At 64.9% G+C, this 26,268-nt stretch carries 26 protein-coding genes; 8 read left to right on the forward strand and 18 right to left on the reverse strand.

Annotation, left to right across the window (positions count from 1 at the left end; all coding sequences use genetic code 11):
* Nucleotides 1–123 precede the first annotated feature (123 nt).
* The gene (locus FOY53_RS02025) at nucleotides 124–945 is read right to left on the reverse strand and encodes a pseudouridine synthase (protein WP_146585151.1); all 822 of its coding nucleotides are present in this window, start codon (nucleotides 943–945) and stop codon (nucleotides 124–126) included.
* 61 nt (nucleotides 946–1,006) lie between these two features.
* Here FOY53_RS02025 and FOY53_RS02030 point away from each other — a divergent pair, with 61 nt between their 5' ends.
* Both FOY53_RS02030 and FOY53_RS02035 read left to right on the forward strand, forming a co-directional pair.
* Nucleotides 1,007–1,465, forward strand: a complete 459-nt coding sequence (locus FOY53_RS02030; protein ID WP_146585153.1) for a nucleoside deaminase — start codon at nucleotides 1,007–1,009, stop codon at nucleotides 1,463–1,465.
* A complete protein-coding gene (locus FOY53_RS02035) occupies nucleotides 1,458–2,033 on the forward strand; it encodes a pseudouridine synthase (protein ID WP_146585155.1) in 576 nt (191 codons plus the stop codon). The genes FOY53_RS02030 and FOY53_RS02035 overlap by 8 nt, the downstream gene beginning before the upstream one ends.
* 189 nt (nucleotides 2,034–2,222) lie before the next feature.
* Here the strand turns inward: FOY53_RS02035 and hemF are convergent, their stop codons facing one another.
* The 4 genes from hemF to clpS form a co-directional block, all read right to left on the reverse strand.
* Nucleotides 2,223–3,116, reverse strand: a complete 894-nt coding sequence (gene hemF, locus FOY53_RS02040) for an oxygen-dependent coproporphyrinogen oxidase (protein ID WP_146585157.1) — start codon at nucleotides 3,114–3,116, stop codon at nucleotides 2,223–2,225.
* A 190-nt stretch (nucleotides 3,117–3,306) separates the two neighbouring features.
* Entirely contained in the window at nucleotides 3,307–4,107 is an 801-nt protein-coding gene (locus tag FOY53_RS02045) for an SDR family NAD(P)-dependent oxidoreductase (RefSeq protein ID WP_146585159.1), read from the reverse strand.
* 47 nt (nucleotides 4,108–4,154) lie between these two features.
* Nucleotides 4,155–5,147, reverse strand: a complete 993-nt coding sequence (locus FOY53_RS02050; protein ID WP_146585161.1) for a class I SAM-dependent methyltransferase — start codon at nucleotides 5,145–5,147, stop codon at nucleotides 4,155–4,157.
* 25 nt (nucleotides 5,148–5,172) lie between these two features.
* Complete coding sequence (clpS, locus tag FOY53_RS02055) at nucleotides 5,173–5,502, reverse strand: ATP-dependent Clp protease adapter ClpS (protein ID WP_146585163.1); 330 nt, start codon at nucleotides 5,500–5,502, stop codon at nucleotides 5,173–5,175.
* Nucleotides 5,503–5,628: 126 nt separating this feature from the next.
* On the opposite strand from clpS, the gene FOY53_RS02060 reads away from it, so the two are divergent.
* Nucleotides 5,629–6,327: an HAD family hydrolase gene (locus tag FOY53_RS02060; protein ID WP_146585165.1), complete on the forward strand. Its 699-nt coding sequence runs from the start codon at nucleotides 5,629–5,631 to the stop codon at nucleotides 6,325–6,327.
* 323 nt (nucleotides 6,328–6,650) lie between these two features.
* Complete coding sequence (locus FOY53_RS02065; RefSeq protein ID WP_146585167.1) at nucleotides 6,651–8,030, forward strand: D-alanyl-D-alanine carboxypeptidase family protein; 1,380 nt, start codon at nucleotides 6,651–6,653, stop codon at nucleotides 8,028–8,030.
* 137 nt (nucleotides 8,031–8,167) lie between these two features.
* Here the strand turns inward: FOY53_RS02065 and FOY53_RS02070 are convergent, their stop codons facing one another.
* Nucleotides 8,168–9,043, reverse strand: coding sequence for a LysR family transcriptional regulator (locus tag FOY53_RS02070; RefSeq protein ID WP_146585169.1), 876 nt, complete (start codon nucleotides 9,041–9,043; stop codon nucleotides 8,168–8,170).
* A 100-nt stretch (nucleotides 9,044–9,143) separates the two neighbouring features.
* Between FOY53_RS02070 and FOY53_RS23925 the strand changes: the two genes are divergently transcribed.
* Both FOY53_RS23925 and FOY53_RS23930 read left to right on the forward strand, forming a co-directional pair.
* On the forward strand, nucleotides 9,144–9,272 hold the full coding sequence (locus FOY53_RS23925) for a hypothetical protein (RefSeq protein ID WP_281289540.1): 129 nt from the start codon (nucleotides 9,144–9,146) through the stop codon (nucleotides 9,270–9,272).
* The gene (locus tag FOY53_RS23930; protein WP_281289541.1) at nucleotides 9,265–9,399 is read left to right on the forward strand and encodes a hypothetical protein; all 135 of its coding nucleotides are present in this window, start codon (nucleotides 9,265–9,267) and stop codon (nucleotides 9,397–9,399) included. The genes FOY53_RS23925 and FOY53_RS23930 overlap by 8 nt, the downstream gene beginning before the upstream one ends.
* 87 nt (nucleotides 9,400–9,486) lie before the next feature.
* Here the strand turns inward: FOY53_RS23930 and FOY53_RS02075 are convergent, their stop codons facing one another.
* The 5 genes from FOY53_RS02075 to FOY53_RS02095 all read right to left on the reverse strand — a co-directional run bounded on the left by FOY53_RS02075 (nucleotide 9,487) and on the right by FOY53_RS02095 (nucleotide 15,951).
* Nucleotides 9,487–11,079 carry an ABC transporter ATP-binding protein gene (locus FOY53_RS02075; RefSeq protein WP_146585171.1) on the reverse strand — a complete coding sequence of 531 codons (1,593 nt, stop codon included), beginning with the start codon at nucleotides 11,077–11,079 and terminating at the stop codon, nucleotides 9,487–9,489.
* Nucleotides 11,076–12,224: an ABC transporter permease gene (locus FOY53_RS02080; protein WP_246107258.1), complete on the reverse strand. Its 1,149-nt coding sequence runs from the start codon at nucleotides 12,222–12,224 to the stop codon at nucleotides 11,076–11,078. The genes FOY53_RS02075 and FOY53_RS02080 overlap by 4 nt, the downstream gene beginning before the upstream one ends.
* A gap of 27 nt (nucleotides 12,225–12,251) precedes the next feature.
* The gene (locus FOY53_RS02085; protein ID WP_146585175.1) at nucleotides 12,252–13,334 is read right to left on the reverse strand and encodes a microcin C ABC transporter permease YejB; all 1,083 of its coding nucleotides are present in this window, start codon (nucleotides 13,332–13,334) and stop codon (nucleotides 12,252–12,254) included.
* A gap of 21 nt (nucleotides 13,335–13,355) precedes the next feature.
* Nucleotides 13,356–15,251 carry an extracellular solute-binding protein gene (locus FOY53_RS02090; RefSeq protein WP_146585177.1) on the reverse strand — a complete coding sequence of 632 codons (1,896 nt, stop codon included), beginning with the start codon at nucleotides 15,249–15,251 and terminating at the stop codon, nucleotides 13,356–13,358.
* A gap of 184 nt (nucleotides 15,252–15,435) precedes the next feature.
* The gene (locus FOY53_RS02095; protein ID WP_146585179.1) at nucleotides 15,436–15,951 is read right to left on the reverse strand and encodes a c-type cytochrome; all 516 of its coding nucleotides are present in this window, start codon (nucleotides 15,949–15,951) and stop codon (nucleotides 15,436–15,438) included.
* Between the two features lie 131 nt (nucleotides 15,952–16,082).
* Between FOY53_RS02095 and FOY53_RS02100 the strand changes: the two genes are divergently transcribed.
* Complete coding sequence (locus tag FOY53_RS02100) at nucleotides 16,083–16,916, forward strand: prephenate dehydratase (protein WP_146585181.1); 834 nt, start codon at nucleotides 16,083–16,085, stop codon at nucleotides 16,914–16,916.
* Nucleotides 16,917–17,001: 85 nt separating this feature from the next.
* Here the strand turns inward: FOY53_RS02100 and FOY53_RS02105 are convergent, their stop codons facing one another.
* The 6 genes from FOY53_RS02105 to FOY53_RS02130 form a co-directional block, all read right to left on the reverse strand.
* Nucleotides 17,002–17,454, reverse strand: coding sequence for a methylated-DNA--[protein]-cysteine S-methyltransferase (locus tag FOY53_RS02105; RefSeq protein WP_146585183.1), 453 nt, complete (start codon nucleotides 17,452–17,454; stop codon nucleotides 17,002–17,004).
* 91 nt (nucleotides 17,455–17,545) lie between these two features.
* On the reverse strand, nucleotides 17,546–18,043 hold the full coding sequence (locus tag FOY53_RS02110; protein ID WP_246107245.1) for a histidine phosphatase family protein: 498 nt from the start codon (nucleotides 18,041–18,043) through the stop codon (nucleotides 17,546–17,548).
* Between the two features lie 79 nt (nucleotides 18,044–18,122).
* Nucleotides 18,123–21,143, reverse strand: a complete 3,021-nt coding sequence (ileS, locus tag FOY53_RS02115) for an isoleucine--tRNA ligase (RefSeq protein ID WP_146585187.1) — start codon at nucleotides 21,141–21,143, stop codon at nucleotides 18,123–18,125.
* 217 nt (nucleotides 21,144–21,360) lie between these two features.
* Nucleotides 21,361–22,371, reverse strand: a complete 1,011-nt coding sequence (locus FOY53_RS02120) for a YcjF family protein (protein ID WP_146585189.1) — start codon at nucleotides 22,369–22,371, stop codon at nucleotides 21,361–21,363.
* Between the two features lie 2 nt (nucleotides 22,372–22,373).
* Nucleotides 22,374–22,865, reverse strand: coding sequence for a GNAT family N-acetyltransferase (locus tag FOY53_RS02125; protein ID WP_146585191.1), 492 nt, complete (start codon nucleotides 22,863–22,865; stop codon nucleotides 22,374–22,376).
* The gene (locus FOY53_RS02130) at nucleotides 22,862–24,277 is read right to left on the reverse strand and encodes a YcjX family GTP-binding protein (protein ID WP_146585194.1); all 1,416 of its coding nucleotides are present in this window, start codon (nucleotides 24,275–24,277) and stop codon (nucleotides 22,862–22,864) included. Before FOY53_RS02130 ends, FOY53_RS02125 begins: the two co-directional genes overlap by 4 nt.
* 111 nt (nucleotides 24,278–24,388) lie before the next feature.
* Here FOY53_RS02130 and truA point away from each other — a divergent pair, with 111 nt between their 5' ends.
* Complete coding sequence (gene truA / locus FOY53_RS02135) at nucleotides 24,389–25,156, forward strand: tRNA pseudouridine(38-40) synthase TruA (RefSeq protein WP_146585195.1); 768 nt, start codon at nucleotides 24,389–24,391, stop codon at nucleotides 25,154–25,156.
* Nucleotides 25,157–25,165: 9 nt separating this feature from the next.
* On the opposite strand, the gene FOY53_RS02140 is transcribed toward truA, so the two are convergent.
* Nucleotides 25,166–25,696 (reverse strand): hypothetical protein, encoded by a 531-nt coding sequence (locus FOY53_RS02140; protein WP_146585198.1) that lies wholly within the window; start codon nucleotides 25,694–25,696, stop codon nucleotides 25,166–25,168.
* Nucleotides 25,697–26,268: the final 572 nt, after the last annotated feature.

Here is a 26,268-nt window from a genome sequence, read left to right on the forward strand (position 1 = left end):
CCTGGCGGCAAGCGCTGCCGGGTCATCTCCCGACCGGGCGCGTACAGCCCCGGTCGCGCTGTCCTGCGGCGGGTGTCACATTCCGGGTGAATTGTTGGCCGCCAGTTGCTGCCAACAGCCGCCTCAGTCTCCGCCGGGGCGGGGGCCGGACCTGCGCCGACGCTGGGGCGCGGGTTTTGCCGGGGCGTCCGGTTCCGCCGCGTCAAGGCCCAGCTGGTCACGCAGGATCTTGCGCCGCACTTCTTCGACGGCCCCCGGTTTCAGCTGGCCCAGCTGGAACGGTCCGTAAGAGGTGCGGATCAGCCGGTTCACGCTCAGCCCGATGTCTTCCATTGCGCGGCGGATCTCGCGGTTCTTGCCCTCGCGCAGGCCCACGGTGAGCCAGGCGTTGGCCCCCTGCTGGCGGTCGATGCTGACGATCATCGGCAGATAGCGCTGCCTGTCGATCACCAGCCCGTCGCGCAGCGGCTTCAGCGACTCGTCGCTGGGCCGCCCGTTGACCCGCACGCGGTATTTGCGCAACCAGCCGGTGCTGGGCAGTTCCAGCTTGCGTTTGATGCCGCCGTCATTGGTCAGCAGCAAGAGACCTTCGGAATTGAGGTCGAGCCGACCCACCGACATCACACGCGGCATGTCTTCGGGCAGATCGTCATAGATGGTGAGCCGACCCTGTTCGTCCTTGGTGGTGGTCACGCGGCCTGTGGGCTTGTGATACAGCCACAGGCGCGGCGCCTCGGGGGCGTTCAGCGGCTTGCCGTCAACGGTGATCCGGTCCTTGTCGGTCACGTTCAGCGCGGCACGGGTTATCACGCTGCCATTGACCGCGATGCGGCCCAGTTCGATCATCCGCTCGGCTTCGCGGCGGCTGGCCACACCGGCTCGGGCCAGCACCTTGGCGATGCGGTCTCCGGGCGGGGTGGCTTTGGGGGCTGTGTCTTTGCTCATTCTCCTGCGCTAGCCTATATTGCGCGCTTGGGAAAGAGCGCTGCGGCGCAAGGAGCGGGTTATGACGTTTACCAGCCATATGGAAGCCGCGCTGACCGAGGCGCGGGCCGCAGGGGCGCGCGGCGAGGTGCCGGTGGGGGCGGTGATCGTCGATCCGTCGGGTCAGGTCGTGGCCTGCGGTGGCAACGCGACGCGCGCGGGCAACGACCCGACGGCACATGCCGAGATCGTGGCGATTCGCGCCGCCTGTGTGGCGCTGGGGGTCGAGAGACTGGCGGACCACGACCTTTATGTGACGCTGGAGCCCTGCGCGATGTGCGCCGCGGCGATCTCGGCCGCGCGGATACGTCGTTTGTATTATGGCGCGGGGGATCCGAAATCCGGAGGGGTGGCGCAGGGCGCGCGGGTGTTCAGCCATCCGCAGTGTCATCATGTGCCCGAGGTCTACGACGGCATCGGCGCCGGGGCGTCCGAAACGCTGCTGCGCGATTTTTTCGCCGAGCGCCGCCGCGATGCGTAAGACCGGGCAGCCGCGAAACGGCCGGGTGATCCTGCTCAACAAGCCCTTTGGGGTTCTGTCGCAGTTCACCGACAAGGGGACCGCGGGCAGTGCGCGCGCGACCCTGTCAGATTATGTCGCGGTGCCGGGGGTGTACCCGGCGGGACGACTGGACCGCGACAGCGAGGGATTGTTGGTGCTCACCGACGACGGACCGTTGCAGGCACGGATCGCCAACCCGAGGTTCAAACTGGAAAAGACGTATCTGGTCCAGGTCGAAGGCGTGGCTTCGGACCCGCAGCTCGAGGATCTGCGGCGCGGGGTCACGCTGAAAGACGGGCCGACCCGGCCTGCGCGGGTGGCCCGGATCGCGCCTCCGGATCTGTGGCCGCGCCAGCCGCCGGTGCGGTTTCGCAAATCGGTGCCGGATTGCTGGCTGGAGATCACGATATCAGAGGGCCGCAACCGGCAGGTCCGGCGCATGACGGCGCATGTGGGGCTTCCCTGTCTGCGGCTGGTGCGCTGGTCGGTCGGAACATGGACTCTGGACGGGATCCCGCCCGGGACGTGGATTGACGGGACGCTCTGAGGCGTTTGAGGCTGCATAACGCGCAGACGGCTGCATAGGCGGCAGTCCGCCCCCGTCCGGCCTGCCGTCCCCGCCCCCGAGGAGATTCTGACCCCGGCGTGACATCCCTGTGTTTCAGGCGTCTCCGGGGTCAAATATCCCCGCCGGAGGCAGGCGCCGTGCTGGCCGGGCGGCAAGGTCAGGGGTGGGTCAGACCCATTTGGCCAGCGGCGGAAGGCTCATCAACACGGCATTGGCGTCATGCCCGGTTTCGAGACCGAACTTGGTGCCCCGGTCATAGACAAGGTTGTATTCGGCATAGAGGCCGCGATGAACCAGTTGCGTGTCCTTGTCCGTGCTGTCCCAAGGGGTGGTGCGGCGCCTTTCCACCAGCGGCAGATAGGCGGGCAGGAACGCCCGGCCGATGTCCTGCGTCAGGGCAAAGTCCGCTTCCCAGTTGCCGGTGCAGTGATCGTCCATGAAGATACCCCCCACACCCCGGGCACGATTGCGGTGCGGGATGTAGAAATATTCATCGGCCCAAGCCTTGAGCTTCGGGTAATGGGAGGGTCCGTGCGGATCAAGATGCGCCTGCTGGGTGGCATGGAAGTGGGCGGTGTCCTCGGCATATTCGATGCAGGGGTTCAGATCGGATCCGCCGCCGAACCACCAGGCATGCGGCGTCCAGAACATCCGGGTGTTCATGTGCACCGCCGGGGCATGCGGGTTCTGCATGTGGGCCACCAGCGAGATGCCGCTGGCCCAGAACCTCGGGTCATCCGACATGCCGGGAATGCCCTTGCGCGCGGCCATTGCGGCCTGCGCGCGCGGAGCAAGCGTGCCGTACACGGTCGAAACATTGACGCCGACCTTTTCGAACACCCTCCCGCCCCGCATCACGCTCATCAATCCGCCGCCCGCGTCCGAGCCGTCGTCCGAGCCGCGCCGGGTTTCGGTGACTTCAAACGTGCCGGGGGCGCTGTCCGAAAGCGGGCCGTCAGAGTGGCTGGTTTCAAGCCCTTCAAAAGCGGCGACGATCTGGTCGCGCAATGTCCGGAACCAGTCGGCGGCGCGGATCTTTTGAGAGGCGAAGTCTTCGGTCATGGCACTGTCCTGTCTTGGTGACGCCGGTTTAGGGCGTTTCGCTATGGATTTGAAGAAGTCCATATCCGGCTCGGACGCGGGACTCCTTGATCTGGGACAAGTGCGCCGCATCAGCCGTCCGCGGGCAGACGTTTTGCAGCGATGTCGATCGGCTTCGGGCACCGCATGCACCGGGCTGAGGTCCGTCGTGTCAGTGAGCCGGTGCGGCAACCGGATCAAGAAGGGTGCGGCCGCCGTCGATCGTCATGATCTGCCCGGTCATGAAGTTGGCACCCTCGGAGGCGAGGAACTGCACCGCCTCGGCCAGCTCACCCGGCGAGGCGATGCGGCCCAATGGCGTGTGACTTTCAATGTCTTCGCGGTATTCGCCATGGTCCTTCAGCGCCGCCTTGAGGCTGGCGGACATGACCGAACCAAAGGCCAGCGCATTGACCCGGATCCGGTGCGGAGCCAGCGACACCGCCAGCGAGCGGGTCATCTGGTCCAGTGCTGCACAGGAGACGGAATAGGCCAGCAGGTCGGGATGTGTGCGCCGCGCGGCAATCGAGCTGAGGTTGACGATGGCGCCGATCTGGCCTTCGGGCTGATCTCCGGCCTGTTTGATCATCCGGCGCGCCACCACCTGGCTGAGGCGCAGTGCCGTCATCAGGTTCTGGCCAAGCAGGGCGTCGACCGAGGTGTCCTCGACATCCAGCGGGTCGGTGGCGGTCATCTGGCGGCTGCCGTTCACCAGGATGTCGACCCGGTCATAGGCATCCAATGTGGCCGACAGGAGGTTGGCAAGGGTCAGTCGCTCGCGCAGGTCGCCGGCAAAGTAGCGCATGTTGCCGTCCTCGCGGATCTCGCCGACCTCTTTGCACAGGCGGGTTTCGTCCATGTCGGCGAACATCACGTTGGCACCGCGCTGGGCAAAATGCCGGGCAATGGCGAGGCCGACACCGTTCGCGGCGCCGGTAACGATGGCGGTCTTGCCTTCGATCGAGAATGACATTGAAGAGGCGGCCTTGCGCTGTTGTGCTGGCGGGAACCTAACCCAGTTCAGCGCCGGGGGCGAGAGGGGCGTTGGGCATGGAACAGTTTGAAGCGCCCGTCGCCGCCCACTTCGCTGACCTCCCCAAAGAGTTCCGCCAGCGTGGTTTCGTAGGGCAGGTGCCTGTTGGCCACCATCCACAGATGTCCGGCGGGTTTGAGCGCCCGGGCCGCAGCGGCGATAAACGCCTGACCCAGCGCCGGATCGGCATTGCGCGTCGTGTGGAACGGCGGGTTCATCACCACCGTGTCGAGCCGTTCCGGCGAGGTCCAGCCCGGCACATCGGCCCAGTAGAATTTCGCGCGCGGGTCCTCGAGGTTGGCGCGGGCACAGCTGAGCGCGGTGTGATCCGCCTCGACCACATGCAGCACGGCGATCTCGGGGCGTTGGAGAATCCGCGCCGAAAGATACCCCCAGCCGGCGCCGAAGTCAGCGACGCTCTGGCCCAGCTTGGCGGGCAGGGCGTCGGCGAGCGCGGCCGAGGCCGGGTCGATGCCATCAGCCGAGAACACGCCGGGCGCGGTGAGGTAGCCGTCCGTGATGCGTCCGGGTCCGGGGCTGGTCCAGTCTGCAAAGGCCTCCGAGGCGGGGAACCAGAGCGCCTTGCCATGCGCCTTCGAGACCTGGCCGCGGACGTCGGCCCGGGTGCGGCAGGCCTTGAGCATCGGTTCGATCCCGTCGGTCTTGAGCCCGTCGACATAGAGTGTGCCGCCCGGCGTGGCGGCGCAGGCGGCTGCGACCATCGCCTGACCCTGCGTGCGGACGCGCGGCAGGAAGACGATCGACATGGCATAGGGACCGGCGGGTTCGGTCACGCAGTCGAACCCGCGCGCGGCGAGCGCATCATGGTCGGGGCGAAAGGTCTGGATCACCTGACAGCGGTCGACCGGCAGGGCCGACAGGTCATGATCGGCAGTCGCGCCGAACAGCGCGATGGTGCCTTCGGACGGCAGGGAAAGGCTGCCGTCGTCGAGGCAAGTGGTCAGTCGGGATGTGGCCATGGCAATTATGTCGCGCGCAGGCGCGTTATTCCTTTTCCATCGTGCATTGCAGCGGATGTTGATGGCGGCGGGCAAAATCCATCACCTGGCCAACCTTGGTTTCGGCGATCTCGTGGCTGAAGACCCCCACGACGGCGACGCCCTTCTTGTGCACCGTCAGCATGATTTCAAAGGCCTGGGCGTGGGTCATGCCAAAGAACCGTTCCAGCACGTGCACGACAAATTCCATCGGCGTGTAATCGTCATTCAGCAGCAGCACCTTGTACAGCGGCGGGCGCTTGGTCTTGGGCTTGGCCTCGACAACCACGTCCACATCATGCGCGTCACCCGGCGGGGGCTTCGCGTCTTTGCTCATGAAGAAATCTGCAAAGGACGGTCCGTGGGTCATGACGCTCGATCTGGTTTGCGGTGTCAGCATAGGTTCTCCTATATAACCTCTCGTGGCTCATAGAAAAGGGCCGAGAGGCAAGGCAGGGAAACTATGACCCGGAATCTGCAAACAATCGGTTTCGACGCGGATGACACGCTTTGGCACAACGAGCGGTTTTTCAAGCTTACGCAGGCGCGCTTTGCGGAGCTTCTGGCCGACCACGCCGACTGCGAGACACTGGACGCGCGGCTGCTCGATTCCGAACGGCGCAATATCGGCCACTACGGATTCGGCGTGAAGGGGTTTGTCCTGTCGATGATCGAGACGGCGATCGAAGTGACCGGGGGAAAGGTGCCTGCCAGCGTCATCTCCGAGCTGCTGAACGCCGGGCAAGAGTTGCTGGCGCACCCGCTAGAGTTGTTGCCGCATGCCGAGGATACGGTGCGGGCCATGGCGGAAAGCCACCACATCGTTCTGATCACCAAGGGTGACCTGCTGCACCAGGAGCGCAAGCTGGCGCAGTCAGGGCTTGGCGATCTGTTCGACGCGGTCGAAATCGTGTCCGACAAGACGGCGCAGACCTATGCCCGCATCTTCGGAGCCACGCCCGGGGGCACCGCCGGGGCGATGATGGTCGGAAATTCCATGAAATCCGATGTTGTCCCTGCCATCGAGGCAGGCGGCTGGGGGGTCTTTGTCCCGCAGGAACTGGCCTGGGGCCTGGAGCACGCGGATGCCCCCGAATCCGCCCGATTCCGGGTTCTGGACGATCTGGGCGGACTGGCGAATCTTGTGTGCGAAATCGGCTGAGTCAGCGCCATAATGCTGCCACAATCGCTGGTCTAGCGTCAGATGCCGAGTCGGGCGCTAGATGTGGTTGACCGCCCGGCACTAAATCTGGATTCATTAACTGAATGAAGGGTTTATCCGCGGCAATTGATGTGCTACCTTTTCTGTAATCAACTATAAAAAAGCTCACCGAAACATCGGGAGCTCGAGGCAGCAGAAGGCGACATATCGTGACGGGACGGCGTAGGCAGCCGGGCCGAATTGGCCTGTATTTCATCACCTTTCTCTGGTTGGTACTTTTGGTGCCGTTCAGCGCTTGGGCCGCGCCATACGCGGCGTTTGTCATGGACGCGCGCACTGGCGAGGTGATGCATTCCGAGAACGCCGAAGCCCGGTTGCATCCGGCGTCGCTGACCAAGATGATGACGCTGTATATTGCCTTCCAGGCGGTCGAACACGGCGAAATCAGCATGGACACCGATGTCACCATCTCGCGCCACGCCGCGTCGGAGCCGCCTTCGAAACTGGGGTTGCGGCCCGGGCAGAAGATCAAGCTGCGCTACCTGATCCGCGCTGCGGCGGTGAAGTCCGCGAATGATGCCGCTACCGCAATAGGCGAGGCGATCTCGGGATCCGAAGCGGCTTTTGCCCGCCGGATGAACCGCACGGCTAAGCAACTGGGCATGATGCGCACGACCTTCAAGAACGCCCATGGCCTGACCGAAGAGGGCCATCTTTCGACGGCACATGACATGTCGATCCTGGGCCGTCACGTGATCTATGACTACCCGGAATACTACAATCTGTTCTCGCGTCAGACCGCAGATGCCGGGGTCACGACCGTCTCGCATACCAACCGCCGACTGCTGCAAAGCTATGCCGGGGCGGACGGCATCAAGACGGGCTACACCAGTGCTGCGGGCTTCAATCTTACCGCCTCGGCCGAACGCGGCGGCGAACGGATTATCGCCACGGTATTCGGCGGCCGGTCCACGGCGTCCCGCAATGCGCAGGTGGCGGAATTGCTGGACCTCGGTTTCAAGAAGGCGCCAAGCCGCGTCGCCTTTCGAGCCCCCGGAAAGCCGCCCTACGAGGGGCGCGGCGATGTCGACGTGATGGTTGCGCAAACCTCGGATCCCATGCCCGGGACCCGGGGAAAATCGATTCGCATCGCCTCCTCCGCCGTCACCCAAAGCCTGCGCCCGGTGGCACGCGCCGCCAACGCTCCTGTCCCGGGGCTGCTGGTGGCGGAAGTGCGTACCGATATCGAGTCGATACTGGAGGCGGTACAGAACGTCTCGAGCGCGCCGGTCACCGCGCCGACGGTGCCTGTGGCGCAGCCCGAAGCGGTGCAGGTTGCAGCGGTTGCGCCCGCCGCTTCGATCAAGCCGGTGCGGCGGCCCGCGGAACTGGTTCTCGCCAGCGCCGGAGCCGTGCAGGCGCCCAAGGTGGAAGCCGAAGTGGTCGAGCGGATCTCGACCTCGGGGGGGCGTCACTGGGGCGTCAATGTCGGGCGTTATCCCAGCAAGTATGCCGCCGAAAAGGTGCTGTTGCAGACGGCCCTGGCCGAGATGTCGACACTGGACGGATCCCTGCGCAAAGTCGTCAACCGCAAGGGCGGGTTTGATGCAAACTTCATGGGGCTGAGCCGCGAGATGGCCGACCTGGCCTGCCGCCGGTTGCAGGCGCGTCAGGTGACCTGCTTCATGATCGGGCCGAGCTGATCCGGCCTGCCGGCCCGGACCACGCAATCCAGGTTTCAGGACACAGACAGGCACCGGCGACGTAGTTCGCCGGTGCTTTTTTTGCGCTCACCCGTTATCGGGCCGCAAACGTCCGCCAAAAAGTTGCCTGCCGCGGCTTAGCCAGTGCGGGCTTCGCGTCGCAGCCAGGTCACGAAATCGCGCAGCGGCGGGCGCATCACACCCGGCGCCGTGACGATGTGATAGCCGTTTTCTTCGGTTTCCTCGAACAGCAGCCGCAAGCGGCCTGCGCGCAGATCCTCTTCGACGGAAACGCGGGTGCTGATGGCGATGCCCTGGCCGTTGCGGGCACCGTCGAGCACCAGGTTGCCGGGCACATGAATCACCCCCTTGGTGCGCAGACCGGTGACGGAGCGCCCGGCCAGCCAAAGCGTGCTTTCCGAGGTGCCAAGTTCCTGCAGCCAGGGAAAATCCAGCAGATCCTCGGGGCTCTCTGGTGTCAGGTCGCCGATCAGCGAGGGCGCGGCGACGACGACCACCGGAGATTGCACCAGAAGCTCGGCATCAAGCCCGGGCCAGTGGCCCATGCCAAAGCGCAGCGCCACGTCTATGCCGCCGGGCGCGGGGTTGGTGCGTTTCGGGCTGGGGTTGATCATGATGTCGATGCCGGGATGGGCGACGCGAAAGCTGGCCAGACGCGGCATCAGCCAGTGCGCGGCAAAGCTGGGGGTGGTGGCGACCTGCAGGGGGCGGTCGGCATCGGCGCCGGTCAGCGCCTCGATCACCTGAGAGATGCGCCCGAAGCCTTCGGTCAGAGTGTCGGCCAGTTGCAGGCCCTCGGGGGTGAGGCTGAGCGCGCGGGCCGACCGGTCTAGCAGGGCGACACCAAGGTGGGTTTCCAGGCTCCGCATCTGCTGGCTGATGGCGGCATGGCTGACGTTCAGCAACTGCCCCGCCCGGGTGACCGACCCGGTTTCGGCATAGGCGGCAAAGGCGCGCAGGGCGGACAGTGGCGGCAGGGTTGCCCAGTTCATTGTGTAACTCTCCCTTACATGTCCGCAGATTTCCTGAGTCGCATTTATCCGCCCATGGCGCAATATAGGATCATCAGAAACGCAAATCAGGAGAAGCGAAATGTTGGCTCTACTTGCACGGACCTATCTTCGGGCGACTTATCAGCGCGGCGCGAACACCCCGAAGGGCGGCTATCGCTGGAGCGCGGACGACATGCGGCAGCGCTATGGCGGCTACCCCAATGACTGACCCGATCCAGTATCGCTCCGAAGTGGCCCTGCGGCTGGATCTGCGCCCGGACCGGACCATGCGCCGGGCCCGTTGGATGCCCTCGGAGCCTCGGGTCGTCAGACCCCGGCTTTGGGCCGCACGGTAAAAAAACATGTGTGATCAAGCCTGACGCGCGCTGCGGGAGACCGGGGCGCGCGATTTCCTTTCCGGACAAGGGCGGAATTGGCCTGACCTAGCCTGCCGGGGTCATCGCGGCGGCGATCAGCGTCCGGGTGTAGCCGGATTCCGGCGTATCATAGATCTGCTCGGCGGTGCCGTGTTCCACCACATCCCCCTGTTTCATCACGATCACCTGATGCGACATGGCGCGGATCACCTTGAGATCGTGGCTGATGAACAGATAGGCAAGGTTGTGCTTGCGTTGCAGGTCGCGCAGCAGGTTCACGATCTGCACCTGCACCGTCATGTCCAGCGCCGAGGTCGGTTCGTCCAGCACCACCAGGCGCGGACGCAGCACCATGGCCCGCGCTATGGCGATGCGCTGACGCTGTCCGCCGGAAAATTCATGCGGGTAGCGGTGCATCGTCGCCGGGTCGAGACCGACTTCGTCCATGACTTCGGCCACCAGCTCTCGGTGTGGGCGGCCATCCGGGGCGCCATGCACGCCCAGGCCTTCGGCGATGATCTGTTCGCAGGTCATCCGGGGCGAGAGGGATCCGAACGGGTCCTGAAACACGATCTGAATTTCGGACCGCAGGCGGCGCAGCTCTTTGGTGGACCATTTGCGCACATCCTCGCCCCGGTAGCTGATGCCGCCTTCGGAAGGGATAAGCCGCATGAGCGCCAGCGCCAGCGTGGTCTTGCCGGAGCCCGACTCGCCGACGATGCCGATGGTTTCCCCGGCGCGGACCGACAGCGTGGCGTCGTTCACCGCCTTCACGTGGCCGACCGTCCGTTTCATCAGACCCTTCTGGATCGGGAACCAGACCTTGAGATGGTCGGTGCGGGCGATCACTTCGGCGTCGGCGGGCACGGGGTCCGGCAGGCCGGTGGATTCAGCGCTCAGCAGCATCTGGGTGTAGGGGTGCTGCGGGTTGGCAAAGATCTCGTCCGTCGGACCGGATTCGACGATTTCGCCGTTTTTCATCACGCAGACCCGGTCGGCGATACGACGCACGATGCCAAGATCATGGGTGATGAACAGCAGGCTCATGTCGTGGCTCTGCTTGAGGTCGGCCAGCAGTTCGAGGATCTGCGCCTGAATGGTCACATCCAGTGCCGTCGTCGGTTCGTCCGCAATCAGCAGCTCCGGCCCGTTGGCCAGCGCCATGGCGATCATCACCCGCTGGCGTTGTCCGCCGGACAGCTGGTGCGGATAGGCGCCGAGGCGCGATTCAGGGTCACGAATGCCGACCTGGGTCAGCAATTCGAGGATGCGCGCACGCGCGGCCTTGCCGGTCAGTCCCTGGTGCAGGGCGAGGCTTTCGCTGAGCTGCTTTTCCAGCGTGTGCAGCGGGTTGAGCGAAGTCATCGGCTCTTGAAAGATAAAGCTGATGTCGTTGCCGCGCACCTTGCGCAGCAGCGCGTCCGAGGCGCCGATCATCTCCTGGCCGTCGTATCGGACCGACCCTGTGACCCGCGCGGAATCGCCCAGCAGCGATACGGTGGACAGCGCCGTGACGGATTTGCCCGAGCCGGATTCCCCGACAAGCGCGACGGTTTCGCCCTTGTTCACACGAAAGCTGACGCCCCGGACGGCCTGGGTTTCGGCACCGTCCTGACGGAAGGAGACCGTGAGGTTGCTGACCTCAAGTGTGGCGCTCATGAAAAGGTCTTTCTGGGGTCAAACGCGTCACGCACACCTTCAAAGATGAAGACCAGCAGCGACAGCATCACCGCGAATACGGTGAAGGCGGTAAAGGCGAGCCAGGGCGCCTGAAGGTTCTGCTTTGCCTGCAAGGTCAGTTCGCCCAGCGAGGGTGCTGACGATGGCAGGCCGAAGCCGAGAAAGTCGAGACCTGCCAGTGTGCTGATCGTGCCGGTGACGATGAAGGGCAGCATGGTGACAGTCGCCACCATGGCGTTGGGCAGCATGTGGCGGAACATGATGCGGGTGTTCGACACCCCCAGCGCCCGGGCGGCGCGCACGTATTCAAGGTTGCGGGCGCGCAGGAATTCCGCGCGCACGACACCGACCAGCGAGGTCCAGCCGAACAGCACGGTGAGAAACACCAGCAGCCAGAAGCTGCGGCCCAGAATCGCGAACAGGATGATGATGATGTAGAGCGACGGGGTCGAGGACCAGATCTCGATCACCCGTTGAAAGATCAGGTCGAGCCAGCCGCCAAAGAACCCCTGAAGCGCGCCCGCGACGATGCCGATGGCCGAGGCGCAGACGGTCACGATCAGGGTGAACAGGATCGACAGCCGGAAGCCGTAGATCACCCGCGCCACGACATCGCGTTTGGTGTCATCGGTGCCCAGCCAGTTCTGCGCCGAGGGTGGCAGCGGGGCGGCGCCGGGACGGTCGACCGGGGTCTGGAACGAATAGGGGATCACCGGCCAGAGCATCCAGCCCTGGTGAAAGTCGCCGTCGAGCACCATGCCGCTGTTGACCTGATTGATCAGCTCGTCCGGGGTGTCAAAGCAGGCCTCGAGCCCGCCGGTGCGGATCAGGCAGCGCACTTCGGGGTCGCGATAAGCGGCCTCGGTCCGGAAATCGCCGCCAAAGTCGGTCTCGGCGTAGAAGTTGAAGATCGGGGTGTAATAGGCGCCGCGGTAATTGACCAGGATCGGCTTGTCGTTGGCAATGAACTCGGCAAACAGCGACAGGGTAAACAACACCCCGAAGATCCACAGCGACCACAGCGCGCGGCGGTTTTTCTTGAAGTTCCGCCAGCGACGCTGGTTCAGCGGTGACAGGGCAAAGCGGCCTTTGGGGGGCTGCGGGGCGACCGGTTTGCCGGGCATCGGTTCGGGGATGATCGCGGGCATGGCCTAGCCCTCTCTTTTCTCAAAGTCGATGCGGGGGTCGACCAGCACGTACATGAGGTCGGACAGGATGCCCACCACCAGCCCGATGATGCCGAATATGAACAGCGTCCCAAAGATCACCGGATAATCGCGTGCCACCGCTGCCTCGAACCCGAGGCGGCCAAGTCCGTCGAGCGAAAAGATCGTCTCGATGATGAGAGAGCCGGAGAAGAACACGCCAATGAACACCGCCGGAAACCCGGCGATGACGATCAGCATCGCGTTGCGGAAGATATGGCCGTACAGCACGCGGCTTTCGGTCAGCCCCTTGGCGCGGGCGGTCATCACATACTGCTTCTTGATCTCGTCGAGAAAGGAATTCTTGGTCAGCAGCGTCAGCGTGGCAAAGGCCGAGATGGTCGAAGCCAGCACCGGCAGGGCGATGTGCCAGAAATAATCCAGGATCTTGCCGCCGACGCTGAGGTTGTTCCAGTTGTCCGAGGTCAGGCCGCGCAGCGGAAAGATCTGCCAGTAGGATCCGCCGGCAAACAACACCAGCAGCAGGATGGCAAACAGGAAACCCGGGATCGCATAGGCGACGATGATGGCGCCGGAGGTCCAGGTGTCAAAGGCCGAGCCGTCCTTGACCGCCTTGCGGATGCCCAGCGGGATGCTGACAATATAGGCGATGACGGTGGACCAAAGCCCCAGAGAGATCGACACCGGCATCTTTTCCAGTACGAGGTCGATGACCGAGATCGAACGGAAGTAGCTGGTGCCGAAATCGAAGTGCAGATAGTTCCACATCATATTGAGGAAGCGTTCCAGCGGTGGTTTGTCAAAACCGAATTCGCGCTCGAGTTCGGCAATGAACTCCGGCGGCAATCCACGCCCGCCGACATAGTCGTCGCTGCCGCCGCCACCCGCCGCGACCTCTCCGCCGCCGCCCGCGATACCGGAGAACACATCGCCTTCGCCCTGGATCTGGGCAAGGATCTGTTCGATCGGGCCGCCGGGCACGAACTGCACCAGGGCAAAGTTGATGACCATGATTCCGAACAACGTCGGAATGATCAGCAACAGCCGTCTGAGGATATATGCGCCCATGGTCCGTGCCGCCCTGCCTGCCTAAAGAGCGCCCGCATCCCGCAGCGCCTTTGCTTTTTCGGCGTTGTACCACCAGATTGACGCCTCGCCCATGCCAAACGGCGGCGGCGTGTCGGTATAGGGGCGGTCGTACTGATCGAAATAGGCAATGGTGTGCACGCCCTTGTACCACTGCGGAATCCAGACATGCATCGCCCGCAGCACCCGGTCGAGCGCATGTACAGCGGTGTCCAGATCCTCACGACTGGTGGCGGTGGCGATCTTGTCCACAAGTACATCCACGGCCGGGTTGGCCAGACCCGCGATGTTGGCGGAACCGGGCACCTCGGCAGAATCCGAACTGAAGATCTGTCGCAGCTCGTCCCCGGGGGTCGAGGACATGGAGAACCGCTGGGTCACGATGTCATAGTCAAAGGTCTTTTCGCGTTCCTGACTTTCGGCGGCATCGACGCGTGTGGCATCCGCCTCGATCCCCAGACGTTTCAGGTTTTCGATCATCGGGTTGATGATGCGGTCAAAGCTGGGGCTGTCGTTCAGCACCGAGACACTCAGCTTCTGGCCATCCTTGTAGCGGATGCCGTCATTGCCGACGATCCAGCCGGCCTCTTCCAGCAACTTGCCTGCCGTGCGCAACGCACGCCGGTCGGCAAGATCATTCGGGCTCGAGGTGGCGGGCACGTAAGCTTCCTCGGTGAACACCGACTCGGGCAGATCGGCGCGCAGCGGTTCCAGAAGGGCCAGTTCCGCGTCCGAGGGCATGCCGGTCGCCTGAAGCGTGTCCGAGTTTTCCCAGAAGCTGTCGGTGCGCTCATAGGCGCCGTAGAACAGCGATTCATTGGACCACTCGAAATTGAAGGCCAGTCCGATTGCCTCACGCACGCGGATGTCCTGGAATTTTTCGCGCCGCAGGTTGAACCAGAACCCCTGGGTGCCGGCCGGGCGGCCATCGTCCAGCTCTTCGATCTTGACGGTGCCATTCTTCACAGCGGGAAAGTCATAGCCGGTCGCCCAGATCTTGGACTGGAATTCCTCGCGAAAGGTGTAGGCGCCGGCCTTGAACGCCTCGAATGCCGTGGTGTAGTCGGCAAAATATTCGACCTTGATCACGTCGAAATTGTTCTGACCGACATTCACCGGCAGGTCCTTGGCCCAGTAGTCATCGCGACGCTTGTAGGCAACCGACCGGCCGGGATCGACACTGAGCAGCTCGTACTGGCCCGACCCCATCGGCGGCTCGAGGCTCGATTCGGTGAAATCGACGTTCTCGTAATACGCCTGCGAAAAAATCGGCAGCCCGCCTGCGGTCATCAGAAGCTCGCGCAGCGGACCCTCGGGGTTGAAGGTGAACTTGACGGTGTGATCATCCAGCGCCTCGACCGTCTGGAAATCCTTGAGCGACACCTTGAAGCTGGGGCGCCCCTTCTCGACCAGCACGTTGTAGGAAAACACCACGTCCTGTGCGGTGACGGGGCTGCCGTCCCGGAACGTTGCCTCGGGGCGCATGTGAAAGATCACCCATTCGCGATTTTCCGGGTATTCCAGCGATTCCGCCACCAGACCATAGCTGCTGTCGGGTTCGTCCAGATTGCCGGTCAGAAGGCTGTCGTAGAACACCGTCGACAGCGACGCGGCATTGCCCTTGAGGATGTAGGGGGTGAGACTGTCAAAGGTGCCAAAGGCCCAGGTCGAGAATTCGCCGCCCTTGGGGGCATCCGGGTTGACGTAATCCCAGTGCTTGAAATTCGCCGGATACTTCAGGTCGCCGAAGGTCGACACACCATGCGCCTTGATCACGTTGTCCTGCGCGCGGGAACTGTGGGCCGCAAAGGCAAGGCCAAGCGCCAGCAGCGCGGTCAGGGTGAGGCGGCGGAGGGCGGGGGTCTTGGCCGTCAAGACCCGGGCGTGTGTCGTCTTCATGGGCATCCCTTCAGCTCGGATAATGAGATCTTTCCGATCTAACTAAGCTAAGGGGCCGGCTTGCCCACATTCAAGTTACGATTGTGTAATCCGCCCCGAATCGACCGCCACTTTCGCGACCGGGCAGCAAAAAGGCCGCGTACCAAATGGCAGCGGCCTGAAATGCAGTGTCTGATGGGGACGATCAGTCGTCGGTCGCGTCCAGATAGGCGATCAGGTTCGCCCGGTCCTCGGCGCTGGACAGGCCGGCAAAGCTCATCGCGGTGCCCGGTGCCGCAGCGCGCGGGTTTTCAAGGAAATGCGACAGGTTCTCGGGGGTCCAGGCATCGCCGACCTGCTCGAGTGCGCCGGAATAGGCAAAGCCATCCACTGCGTCGATCGCACGGCCCACAACGCCGTACAGGAAGGGGCCGGTGGCATTCGCGCCGTCCTCGAGCTTGTGGCAGGCGCGGCACTTGCCGAAAACCTTTTCGCCCTTGGCCAGGTCTGCCGAAGCCATGAGCGTGGCAAAGTCGACCTCTTCGGCACCACCGGCCGAGTCACCGGCATCGGCGACTTCGATCGCATAGGCCTGGGCTTCGTCGCCATGGCCACCGCCAACGTGATACAGGCCCTCAGCGGCCCATTTGCCCAGAAGAAAGATCAGAAGCGCGCCGCAGAAGCCGCCAAGCACTTTGGTAAAGGTCATTGTATCAAGCATTGATCGCGTGTCCGTCTTTTGTCTGTCGGGTGTCCGTCGGGCAGATATCTACGGCTTCCCCTCATGGCTGGCAAGGTGTAGAAGCCGCGACCAAACGCCCATGAGGGCAGAAGAGCACAAGCGAGGCAGCAATGACCGGTCGGATCGCCTTTCAGGGAGAACTTGGCGCCTATTCCCACCAGGCTTGCCGCGAAGCGCGCCCGGACATGGATGCCCTGGCCTGCCGCACCTTCGAGGATGCGATCGAGGCGGTGCGCACGGGCGAGGCCGAACTGGCGATGCTGCCCGTCGAGAATTCAACCTACGGACGGGTGGCGGACATCCATTCGCTGCTGCCGCAGTCGGGCCTGCACATCCTCGACGAAGCCTTTGTGCGGGTTCACATCAACCTCCTGGCGCTGCCGGGCACGCAGATTTCACAGGTCAAGCAGGCGATGAGCCATACGGTGCTGCTGGGCCAGTGCCGCAATTTCCTGAGCGAACACAATATTTCGCGGATCACCGGCGCCGACACTGCCGGTTCGGCAAAGGATGTGGCCAAAATGGGGGATGCCAGCGTTGCCGCGCTGGCATCGGAGCTTGCCGGCGAAATCTACGGTCTCGAAGTCCTTGCGCGCCATATCGAAGACCAGGGCAACAACACCACCCGCTTTCTGATCATGTCACGCGAAGCGAACCTGGAGCCGCGCGGCAGCCACGGCATGATGACCAGTTTTGTCTTTCAGGTGCGCAACATCCCCGCGGCGCTGTACAAGGCGATGGGCGGCTTTGCCACCAATGGCATCAACATGACCAAGCTGGAATCCTACATGGTCGGTGGCTCGTTCACCGCAACCCAGTTCTATTCCGACATCGAAGGCCATCCCGAGGATCCGGCCGTCAAGCGCGCGCTGGACGAGTTGGGATATTTCACCGACATGCTGGAAATTCTGGGCACCTATCCGCGCGATCCCCGGCGTGACTGAGACACCCGGTCGGTGACGGCCCGCGGCGGGGGCGGTTGAACCCCGGGGCCTGAGCGCCCACCGTGCCCGCAACGGCCGACCACAGTCAGATCAGCAGGCCCGCCGCGCCTTCGTGCCGCAGCAGCCAGACTTTGGTTTCGACACCGCCGACGCCGGAAAAACCGCCGAGACTGCTGGCGCCAAGAACCCGGTGACAGGGAATGAGGATCGGGATCGGGTTGCTGCCGCAGGCTTGTCCCACCGCCTGAGCGGGCGCGCGCAAATCTGCGGCAATGTCACCGTAGGTGCGGGTCTCACCCAGGGGAATGGCGCTCATCGCGGCGCAGACGGCTTGCTGGAATGCGCTGCCGGGCACGTACAGCGGCAGGTCGAAGGCCGCCAGCGTGCCGTCAAAGTAGGCCTCCAGCTGGCGTGCCGCTCCGCGCAACAGCGGTGTGTCATCACCGCCGCCGCTGCCCCAGACCAGCGCGGTGATCGCGCCTTCGGTCTCGGTCAGGGTCAGTGGCCCGAGGGGCGAGGAAACAGTCCAGTTGGGCATGGGTTGAGGATGCGCAACAATTGCGTGCTCTGTCCAGCCTGCCACTACGGCAGGCGGGACGCGGACCTGATGCCGGAACGCCGGATGCGGATCAGGGGCCGAACCGCCGACGCTCGACCCGGGCCGCCCCCTGGGCTCCCGGGGTCACGATGCTCAGGTCGCCGTACTCCAGCCCGACCGGTCCAGGGAGCGACAGAGCCTCCCAGATGCTTGTCAGGTTATCCTTGTTGCCGACCCAGACCACGTGGCGCCCCCTTGCGTTGCGGATGAGCGTCGCGCCGATCATGGCGTCGGCCGGCAGGCGGGTCACCGGCAGGCCGCGCGCACCGGCGAGCGGCGCGGCGGTGTCAAGGTTCCGCTGCAGACCGGGGCTGTAGATCGCATCAATCGGCAGCCCGTCGAGGGCTGAGACCAGCGCCGCGGCCCGGGCCTGACCCCTTGAGTTCAGGGTCTCGTCGCTGCCGGTGCGGTCGCCGTGGCGCACCAGGTACAGCGTGGTGCCGACAGGATAGGCGACGCGGGCGCCGGTGCACCCCGCCACAGTGGCGGCGCAGAGCGTCAGGCAGAATCGGCGCCGTGAAATGCGCAAGCTTGATGAAAACATCCCGGTCCTTTCAAATGCGGTGTTTACCAAAGGTAAGGCATTCGAAGGGACCGGGAAAGTGGGCTCAGTCCAGAGCCGCGTCGCAGCGTGCGCAGGTGCCTTGGTGGCGGTGGCTGCCGACATCCGGCAGGATCTTCCAGCAGCGCTCGCATTTGTCGCCTTCAGCCGTCTCGAACACCACGCCGATGCCGGGCACGTCGGGCAGGCGGAACGCCTCGTCCGGGCTGGGATCGGATGTCAGGGTGATGGCCGAGGTGATGCAGACATCTTCGAAGGCCACCGATTTCAGCGCGGCGAGGGTATTGCCATCCTCGACATGCACCACCGGTGCGGCTTCGAGCGAGGCGCCGATCACCTTGTCGGTGCGCTGCACTTCAAGTGCCGCGGTGACGGCACGGCGGGCGCGCCGCACCTGCGCCCACTTGGCGCCCAGCGGTTCGTCCAGCCAGTCCGCCGGGGTATCGGGAATGTCGACCAGATGCACCGACGACTCGGCGCCGGGATACCGTTCCAGCCAGACCTCCTCCATCGTGAAGACCAGCACCGGCGCGAGCCAGGTGGTCAGACGGTGGAACAGGATGTCCATCACGGTGCGCGCGGCGCGGCGGCGCGCGGTGTTGCCGTCGCAGTACAGCGCATCCTTGCGCACGTCGAAATAGAAGGCCGACAATTCGACCGTGGCAAAGTTGAACAGCGCCTGGAACACGCCCTGGAAGTCATAGGCGGCATAGCCGGTGCGCACCTTGTGATCCAGTTCGGCCAGGCGATGCAGCACCCAGCGTTCCAGTTCCGGCATCTCGGACGGCGCGACACGGTCGCTTTCCTCGAAGGATGACAAAGCGCCGAGCAGAAAGCGCATGGTGTTGCGCAGCCGCCGGTAGCCGTCCGCCGTGCCCTTGAGGATTTCCGGGCCGATGCGCAGGTCGGCGGTATAGTCCGCCTGAGCCACCCAGAGCCGCAGGATATCGGCGCCGTACTGCTGCACGACCTTGTCGGGGGCGACAGTGTTGCCCAGCGACTTGGACATCTTGTTGCCCTTTTCGTCGAGCGTGAAGCCATGGGTCAGCACACCGCGATAGGGCGCGCGGCCCTGGGTGCCGCAGCTTTGCAGCATCGACGAATGGAACCAGCCCCGGTGCTGGTCGGTGCCCTCGAGGTACAGATCCGCCAGCCCGTCCTCCGAGCCGTCTTCGCGGTCGCGCAGCACGAAGGCATGGGTCGAGCCGGAGTCGAACCAGACGTCGAGGATGTCGAACACCTGATCCCACTCGTCGGGGTCATAGTCATTGCCCAGGAACCGCTCCTTGGCGCCGGGTTTGTACCAGGCATCGGCGCCTTCCGCCTCGAACGCGGACAGGATGCGGCCGTTGACTGCCGGATCGCGCAGCAGGAAATTCGCGGCCGTCGGAAGGGCGCCCTTGCGGGTAAAGCAGGTCAGCGGCACCCCCCAGGCGCGCTGGCGCGACAGCACCCAGTCGGGGCGCGCCTCGATCATCGAATACAGCCGGTTGCGCCCGGTCTGCGGCGTCCATTTCACCAGCTGGTCGATCGAGGTCAGCGCCCGTTCGCGGATCGTCCTGCCATAGGTGTCCTGACCGTCACCGACGACGCGGTCGATGGCGGCGAACCATTGCGGCGTGTTGCGAAAGATCACCGGCGCCTTGGAACGCCAGCTGTGCGGATAGCTGTGCTTGATCTTGCCGCGCGCCATCAGTCCGCCGACGGCGGCAAGCTTGTTGATCACCGCGGTATTGGCGTCACCCTCCTTGCCGTTGGGCTTGAGGATGCGGGTGCCGCCAAAGAACGGCAGGTCCTGGCGGAAGGAGCCGTCGTCCATCACATTGTAGGTGATGACCTGCTCGAGCATGCCGAGATCGCGGTAAAGTTCGTATTCCTCCATCCCGTGGCTCGGCGCGCAGTGCACGAACCCGGTGCCTTCCTCGTCGGTGACAAAGTCGGCGGCACGAAAATCGCGCAGATCGTCCCATTCGCCGTCCGCGCCGTCCGCGCCGTGCAGCGGATGGGTCAGTGTCATTCCGGCCAGTTGCGCCGGGGTCACGTCACGGACACGCCGCCACTGGTCGTCTTCCAGCCGCGCCTTGCCGAAGGTCTGTGCCGCCAGCTTGTCAGCCAGGATATAGCGCTCGCCGACAGAGACCCAGCTTTCGTCGGGGGTGCCGGTGACCTCGTAGAGACCATACGCAAAGCCTGCGCCATAGACGACAGCCTTGTTCGAGGGGATGGTCCAGGGGGTTGTGGTCCAGATCACCACATGTGCGCCGACAAAATCCTGAGCCGATGTAGCGACGGCTTCGGCCACAGCTTCGCGGTCGGCATCGGTCGCCTCTTCGTCCGAGAGTTCGACGTCGGGCAGATCAAAGCTCGCCACGCGGAACTTCACCCAGATGGTGAAGCTTTCCTTGTCGTGGTACTCGACTTCGGCCTCGGCCAGCGCGGTTTCCTCGATGGGCGACCACATCACCGGTTTGGAACCCTGGTAGAGCGTGCCGTTCATCAGGAACTTCTGGAATTCCTCGGCGATGATCCGTTCGGCGCGGAAGTTCATGGTGAGGTAGGGGTTGTCCCAGGTGCCGGTGATGCCCAGCCGCTTGAACTCGTCGCGCTGCACGTCGATCCAGCCTTCGGCGAACTTGCGGCATTCCTGCCGGAAGTCGACGACATCGACCTTGTCCTTGTCCATGCCTTTGGCGCGGTACTGTTCCTCGATCTTCCACTCGATGGGCAGACCGTGGCAGTCCCAGCCGGGGATGTAGCGGGCGTCGCGGCCCATCATCTGCTGCGAGCGCACCACCATGTCCTTGAGAATCTTGTTCAGGGCATGGCCGATGTGCAGGTTGCCGTTGGCATAGGGCGGGCCGTCGTGCAGCGTAAAGGGCTTGCGGCTCTTGGCGGTGCCCGCAGCGTCGGCCGCCTTGGCGCGAAGCTTTTCGTAGACGCCGATCTGTTCCCAGCGGCTCAGCCACTCGGGTTCGCGCTTGGGCAGACCCGCACGCATCGGGAAATCGGTTTTCGGCAGGTTCAGAGTGTCTTTGTAGTCAGCGGTTTCGGGGGTGTCGGCGCACATTTCGGGCGTCCTCGGAATACAGCGGAATTTCTGGGTGAGGGGCGGCGCGGCAGTCCAGACGCCTGATCCCGGCGCATCGCAACGTTACGGCGCCGGGCAAATAATTCGAATGATGATTGCGAAGGTGTGCATCATGGGCGGCCTTATAAGCCTGCTGTTGCTCAGCGTCCAGTGGGCAGCGCGGCATGGCCTCCGGGCCCCGCCGCCAGGGCGGCGGCTAACTCTTGTCCGCGGTGAACAGTCCGGTCAGCGCGGTGCGGATGATGCTGCGCACCGATGGCCGGGCCTTCCGGCCAAAGGGCAAGGGTCGGCAGACCTCCATCGCGGCGACGCCGACACGCGCGGTCAGGGCGCCGTTCACCAGACCTTCGCCAAAGCGGCGCGACAGTTTGGCCAGAATGCCACCGCCGAGGATCGGTTCGAGCATGTCGTCCCCCACCGCCACCGCGCCGGTGGCCACCAGATGCGACATCACGGCCCGGGTCAGCCGCCAACTGCCCAGCGTGCCCGAGCGTCCGCCGTAGATTTCGGCGATGCGGCGGATCATCCGCAGGTTCTGGCTCAGCGCGGCGGCGACATCGGCAAAGGCCAGCGGCACCAGCGCGGTGACGGTGGCGACCTGTCGGGCCGCGGCCTCGACCTCGCGGCGGGCGGCCAGATCCAGCGGCGTCAGCAGCTCCTGTTCGGCCAGCGCCAAAAGCGCCGAGGCGTCGAACATGTCGCCCTGCCGTTCGGCCAGACGCTCGCGCCCCCAGCGGGTATCCTCGCGCCCCTTGTACAGGCCTGTCAGCTCGTCAATCACCCGGCGGGCGGCGGCAAGATCCTCGGCCGCCAGTGCGGCGGCGGCGGCGCGGTGCAGGTGGTCGATCCGCTTGAGGCGGGAAAAGACCGCGAGTTCCTTGACCGCGATCATCGCCACGACCGCGAGGAACAGCCCGAACAGCACCGCGACGGCAAGGCCCAGCAGCGGCACCCGGGCGACAAGGTCCGCGACGAACCCCCAGGCCGCGATGGACACCACCGTACCGATGACAGCGGCGAGCAGGCTCCAGAACCACCGGGCCAGCCGCGAACCGGGGCGCGCGGCGATGGCGGCCGCCGTCGCCATCGCCTGACCACTGGGCAGCGAGGTGTCGGCATCGGGCACCGGCGGCGCGTCGGCGGGGCCGGGACGCGGTGCGCCGTTGTCGTCCAGCGGGATCAGGACCGGGCCTTTGGGAGTGCTCATGGCTAAGCCTTTTCTGCGGAGGTGGCGGAGAGGTCCGTGAGGGGCGCCACGGGTTTTTGCCAGCGGAACTGGACATCGGGCAGGCGTTCGTCGTTGCCGCGCCCGTCGGTGCGGCCACTCTCGGAAAACCCTTCACGCAGATAGAAACGCTGCGCGCCCGTATTGGCCTGAAAAGTCCAGAGCGTCAGGCTGTCGCGCCGGGTCTTCGCCATTGCGACAAGCGCGCCGCCCACCCCCCGGCTGCGATGCGAGCCCGCGACGAACAGGGCATGTACATAGCTGTCGTCGAGCGCCAGAAAGCCCAGCGGTTCGTCCGTGTCGGCCCGGGTGGCGACGGTGATCCAGCCCCGGTCGATCATCCGCCCGACAAAGGCGATATCCTCGGCGCCGCTGTGCAGGTACGGCTTCCACGGCTTGTCGATGCCGCCAGCGGTGAGGATTGCGCCAAGCCGACCGGCATCCAGTGCGCGCCCGGGGCGGAGGAAGAATTTCACAACCGGTCTCCGATCAGGAATTGCGCGGCGCGGTCCAGCCGGATGTGCGGCGGCCCGACCCCGGGTTTCAGCGACAGCGGCGCCGGGGCAAAGTCCATGATCCGGTAATCCTGATCCAGCCATGTGTCCGCACCGGCCCGGGCAGGGCCCAGCAACTGCATCGGATCCTCCGGCAGGTCGCCGGGATAAAACGCGGCCTCGCGCCCGGTATCCAGCAACGTCCCGCGCACGCAGTCCAGCGTCCGGCCCTGATGCTGCATCGTCTCTTCGACCGTGGCGCGCAACGAAGCGAGCGACATCGCCTGCGTGTCGGTGCCGGCAAAACGCGCCCGGTCGCGGGCGTCCCGGATCAGCGCCTCCATGATGGCGGTCAGGCGGCCATGCTGCGAGTGGTGAAGATGGTCAGCCTTGGTTGCGGCAAACAGGATCTTTTCCACCCGCTTGCCGCGCAGCAGCTGGCTGAGAAAGGCATTGCGCCCGGGCCGGAACGCCAGCAGCAGGTCGGCCAGAGTGCGGCGCAGATCCTCGATCGCCGCCGGCCCCTTGTGAATGGCGCCAAGGGCATCCACCAGCACGATCTGCCGGTCCAGCCGGGCAAAATGGGTGCGAAAGAACGGGCGGACCACTTGCGATTTATAGGCCTCGTACCGGCGGTCCATCTCGCGCCACAGCGATTTGCGCGGGGCACCCTCGCGAACCGGCAAGGGCGCGAAAGTCAGCACCGGAGAGCCCGAGAGTTCCCCCGGGAGCAGGAAGCGACCCGGGGTAAGGTCAGAGAACCCGTCCTGCCGTGCGGCATCGAGATAGGCGGTGAAACTCTGGGCCAGCCGCCGGGCGCGGGTTTCGTCCAGCACCTGCATGCTGTCCTCGGACCCGGCGAGCGCCAGAAAGTCCGCGGCGCTGGCCCGGTTGCCAAGGCGTGACAGGGTGTCCTGCGACCACTCGGAATAGCTCTTGTCCATCAGCGCGAGGTCGAGCAGCCATTCGCCGGGGTAGTCGATGATGTCCAGATGCACGGTGCGCGGCCCCTGGATGCCCGCCAGCAGCCCCGAGGGCCGGACCCTGAGCGACAGGCGCAGCTCGCTGATGTTGCGGGTGCTGTCGGGCCAATGCGGCACGCGTGCCGTCAGCGCGGCAAGGTGGTCTTCGTACTCGAACCGCGGAATCGTGTCGTCGGGCTGGGGTTGCAGGTAGGCCGCCTGGATGCGGCCATCCGCAGCGGCCAGCAACCCGGGCATCCGCCCCCTGTCCAGCAGATTGGCGATCAGCGAGGTCAGGAACACGGTCTTGCCCGAACGCGCAAGCCCGGTCACACCGATGCGGATGACCGGATCGAAGAACGCGCCAGTTACGGTGTCGGTCACATTCTCGACGCTGCGAGTCAGCGTGTCGGCGATGGTTCCTATGACCACGTGGCGGCTCCTGCGGATGTCTGCTCAGGGCACAAGATAGACACGGGGGCGGCCGGGTGCCAGTGCCGGGGAGGGGATTGTCTGGGCCAGAGCGGCGTTATAGGAGGCGATATGCCCAGATATGCGCTTAGAATCGAATATGATGGTGGTCCGTTTTCGGGCTGGCAGCGGCAGGCCGACCATCCGTCCGTACAGGCCGCCGTCGAGACGGCCCTCGCCCACCTTGAACCCGGTCCGCATACCATCGCGGCGGCCGGGCGGACGGATGCCGGGGTACATGCGCGCGGTCAGGTCTGCCACTGCGACCTGACGCGGGAGTGGGATCCGTTTCGCCTCTCCGAGGCGCTGAACTACCATCTGAAGCCGGCGCCGGTGGCCGTCGTTGCGGCACAGCGCGTCGGCGCGGATTGGCACGCCCGGTTCTCGGCGCGCGAACGGCGCTATCTCTACCGCATCCTGTGCCGTCGCGCGCCGGTGACGATGGAGGCCGGTCTCGTATGGCAGGTCAAGTACGCCCTCGACCTGGACGCCATGCGGGCGGGGGCGGAGCAGCTTGTCGGCCTGCACGATTTCACCACGTTCCGGTCGGTCACCTGTCAGGCAAAATCACCGGTCAAGACGCTGGATGCGCTTGATATCGACAGGGTCGACACCGATGCAGGCCCCGAGATCCAGTTCCGCGTGCGCGCGCGGTCCTTCCTGCACAATCAGGTGCGCAGCTTTGTCGGCACGCTGGAACGCGTGGGCACCGGGGCCTGGGCGCCCGACCGGGTCGGCACCGTGCTGCGGGCGCAGGACCGAGCGGCCTGTGGCCCGGTGGCGCCGCCGCAGGGGCTTGCCCTGATGTCGGTCGGATACCCCGATGACCCGTTTGCGTGACGCAGCCTTTCAGCGCGCAGGCTCCTGCGAGGCATTGGCTTTTTGTGCAACCTGCCCGGCACGTTCGGCAAAGGACGGCCGGGGCTTGGGCGGTGCCGCGAGGGTTCTCAACTGCTCCAGCAGAGTCTCCGGCACGGCGACCTCCTGAGGCCGCTCCGGGCTTGCGTCCTGCGTGACACTGGTGGTGACCTGCAATCGGGGCAACCCATTGCGGATGGTCACTTTGCAGCTCGAGATCGGCCCGGGCAACAGTTCCACATAACTCTGCACAAGCTCTGTATCCGCCGGGTTGAGAGTCAGTTCCGCCGAGCCGCCAAGCACGCGACAGGCGCTGAGCGTGTCCTCCAGAACCAGTGGCAGCCGCAGGATCGGACTGTCCGTCGGGTTGTGAAGCGCCTCCAGCAAGCTTGCACAGTCGCGCCCCTGCGTCACGTGACGCACTGCGGCGCGGCCGAACAGCTCCGCCTGCGATTCGGTGAACCCCGCCGCCTGGGCGGCGCGCACGGCAAGGGAACGCAGATCAAAATCGGTCTGTTTCATGCTGAGGCCACCTGTTTTTCAGTCCTTGACTCGGAATTCCGGCCTGGGCCGGACAAACGTTTGCTTGCGATCTGACCTTCCGTCAGTTGCCCTTCCGCAGACCGGGTGCCCGGGACGGCGCCGTGCGCCAATCCGCGTCGGGTCTGTGCGTTAGGACAGATCACAGGGGACAACGAACTCGCGGGCAAAGAGTTTCATGCAATCGGTGTGACCAGTCGTCGCGGACCTGTGGCAGGGCGCCGGATGCATGGATCGGCCGTCGGCCTGTCCGGTAACCCGGCCGACGACGGTACCCGTCGCCGCTGTCGGCGGCGCGGCCCGGATGCATCCGCTGCCCGCTGTCCCAATGCTCGCAGCATGCTGGCGATGTGGTCACGCCATGCAGGCGATGCCGTTGCGCCGACTCTCAGGCGCCAGTGCCCGGGAACCCCTTGCAATTCTCCCCCGCGGCTGTAAGAGCGGCCTCATGAACAGAGCAATGCATATCCGACGACTCGACTGAGTCCCTCCTGTGCCCGGAAAACCGGGTGCCTTGCCTGTTCACACCCCCCTGACAACTTGACTTGCCCCGG

Source organism: Puniceibacterium confluentis, assembly GCF_007923445.1.
Lineage (GTDB): Bacteria > Pseudomonadota > Alphaproteobacteria > Rhodobacterales > Rhodobacteraceae > Puniceibacterium > Puniceibacterium confluentis.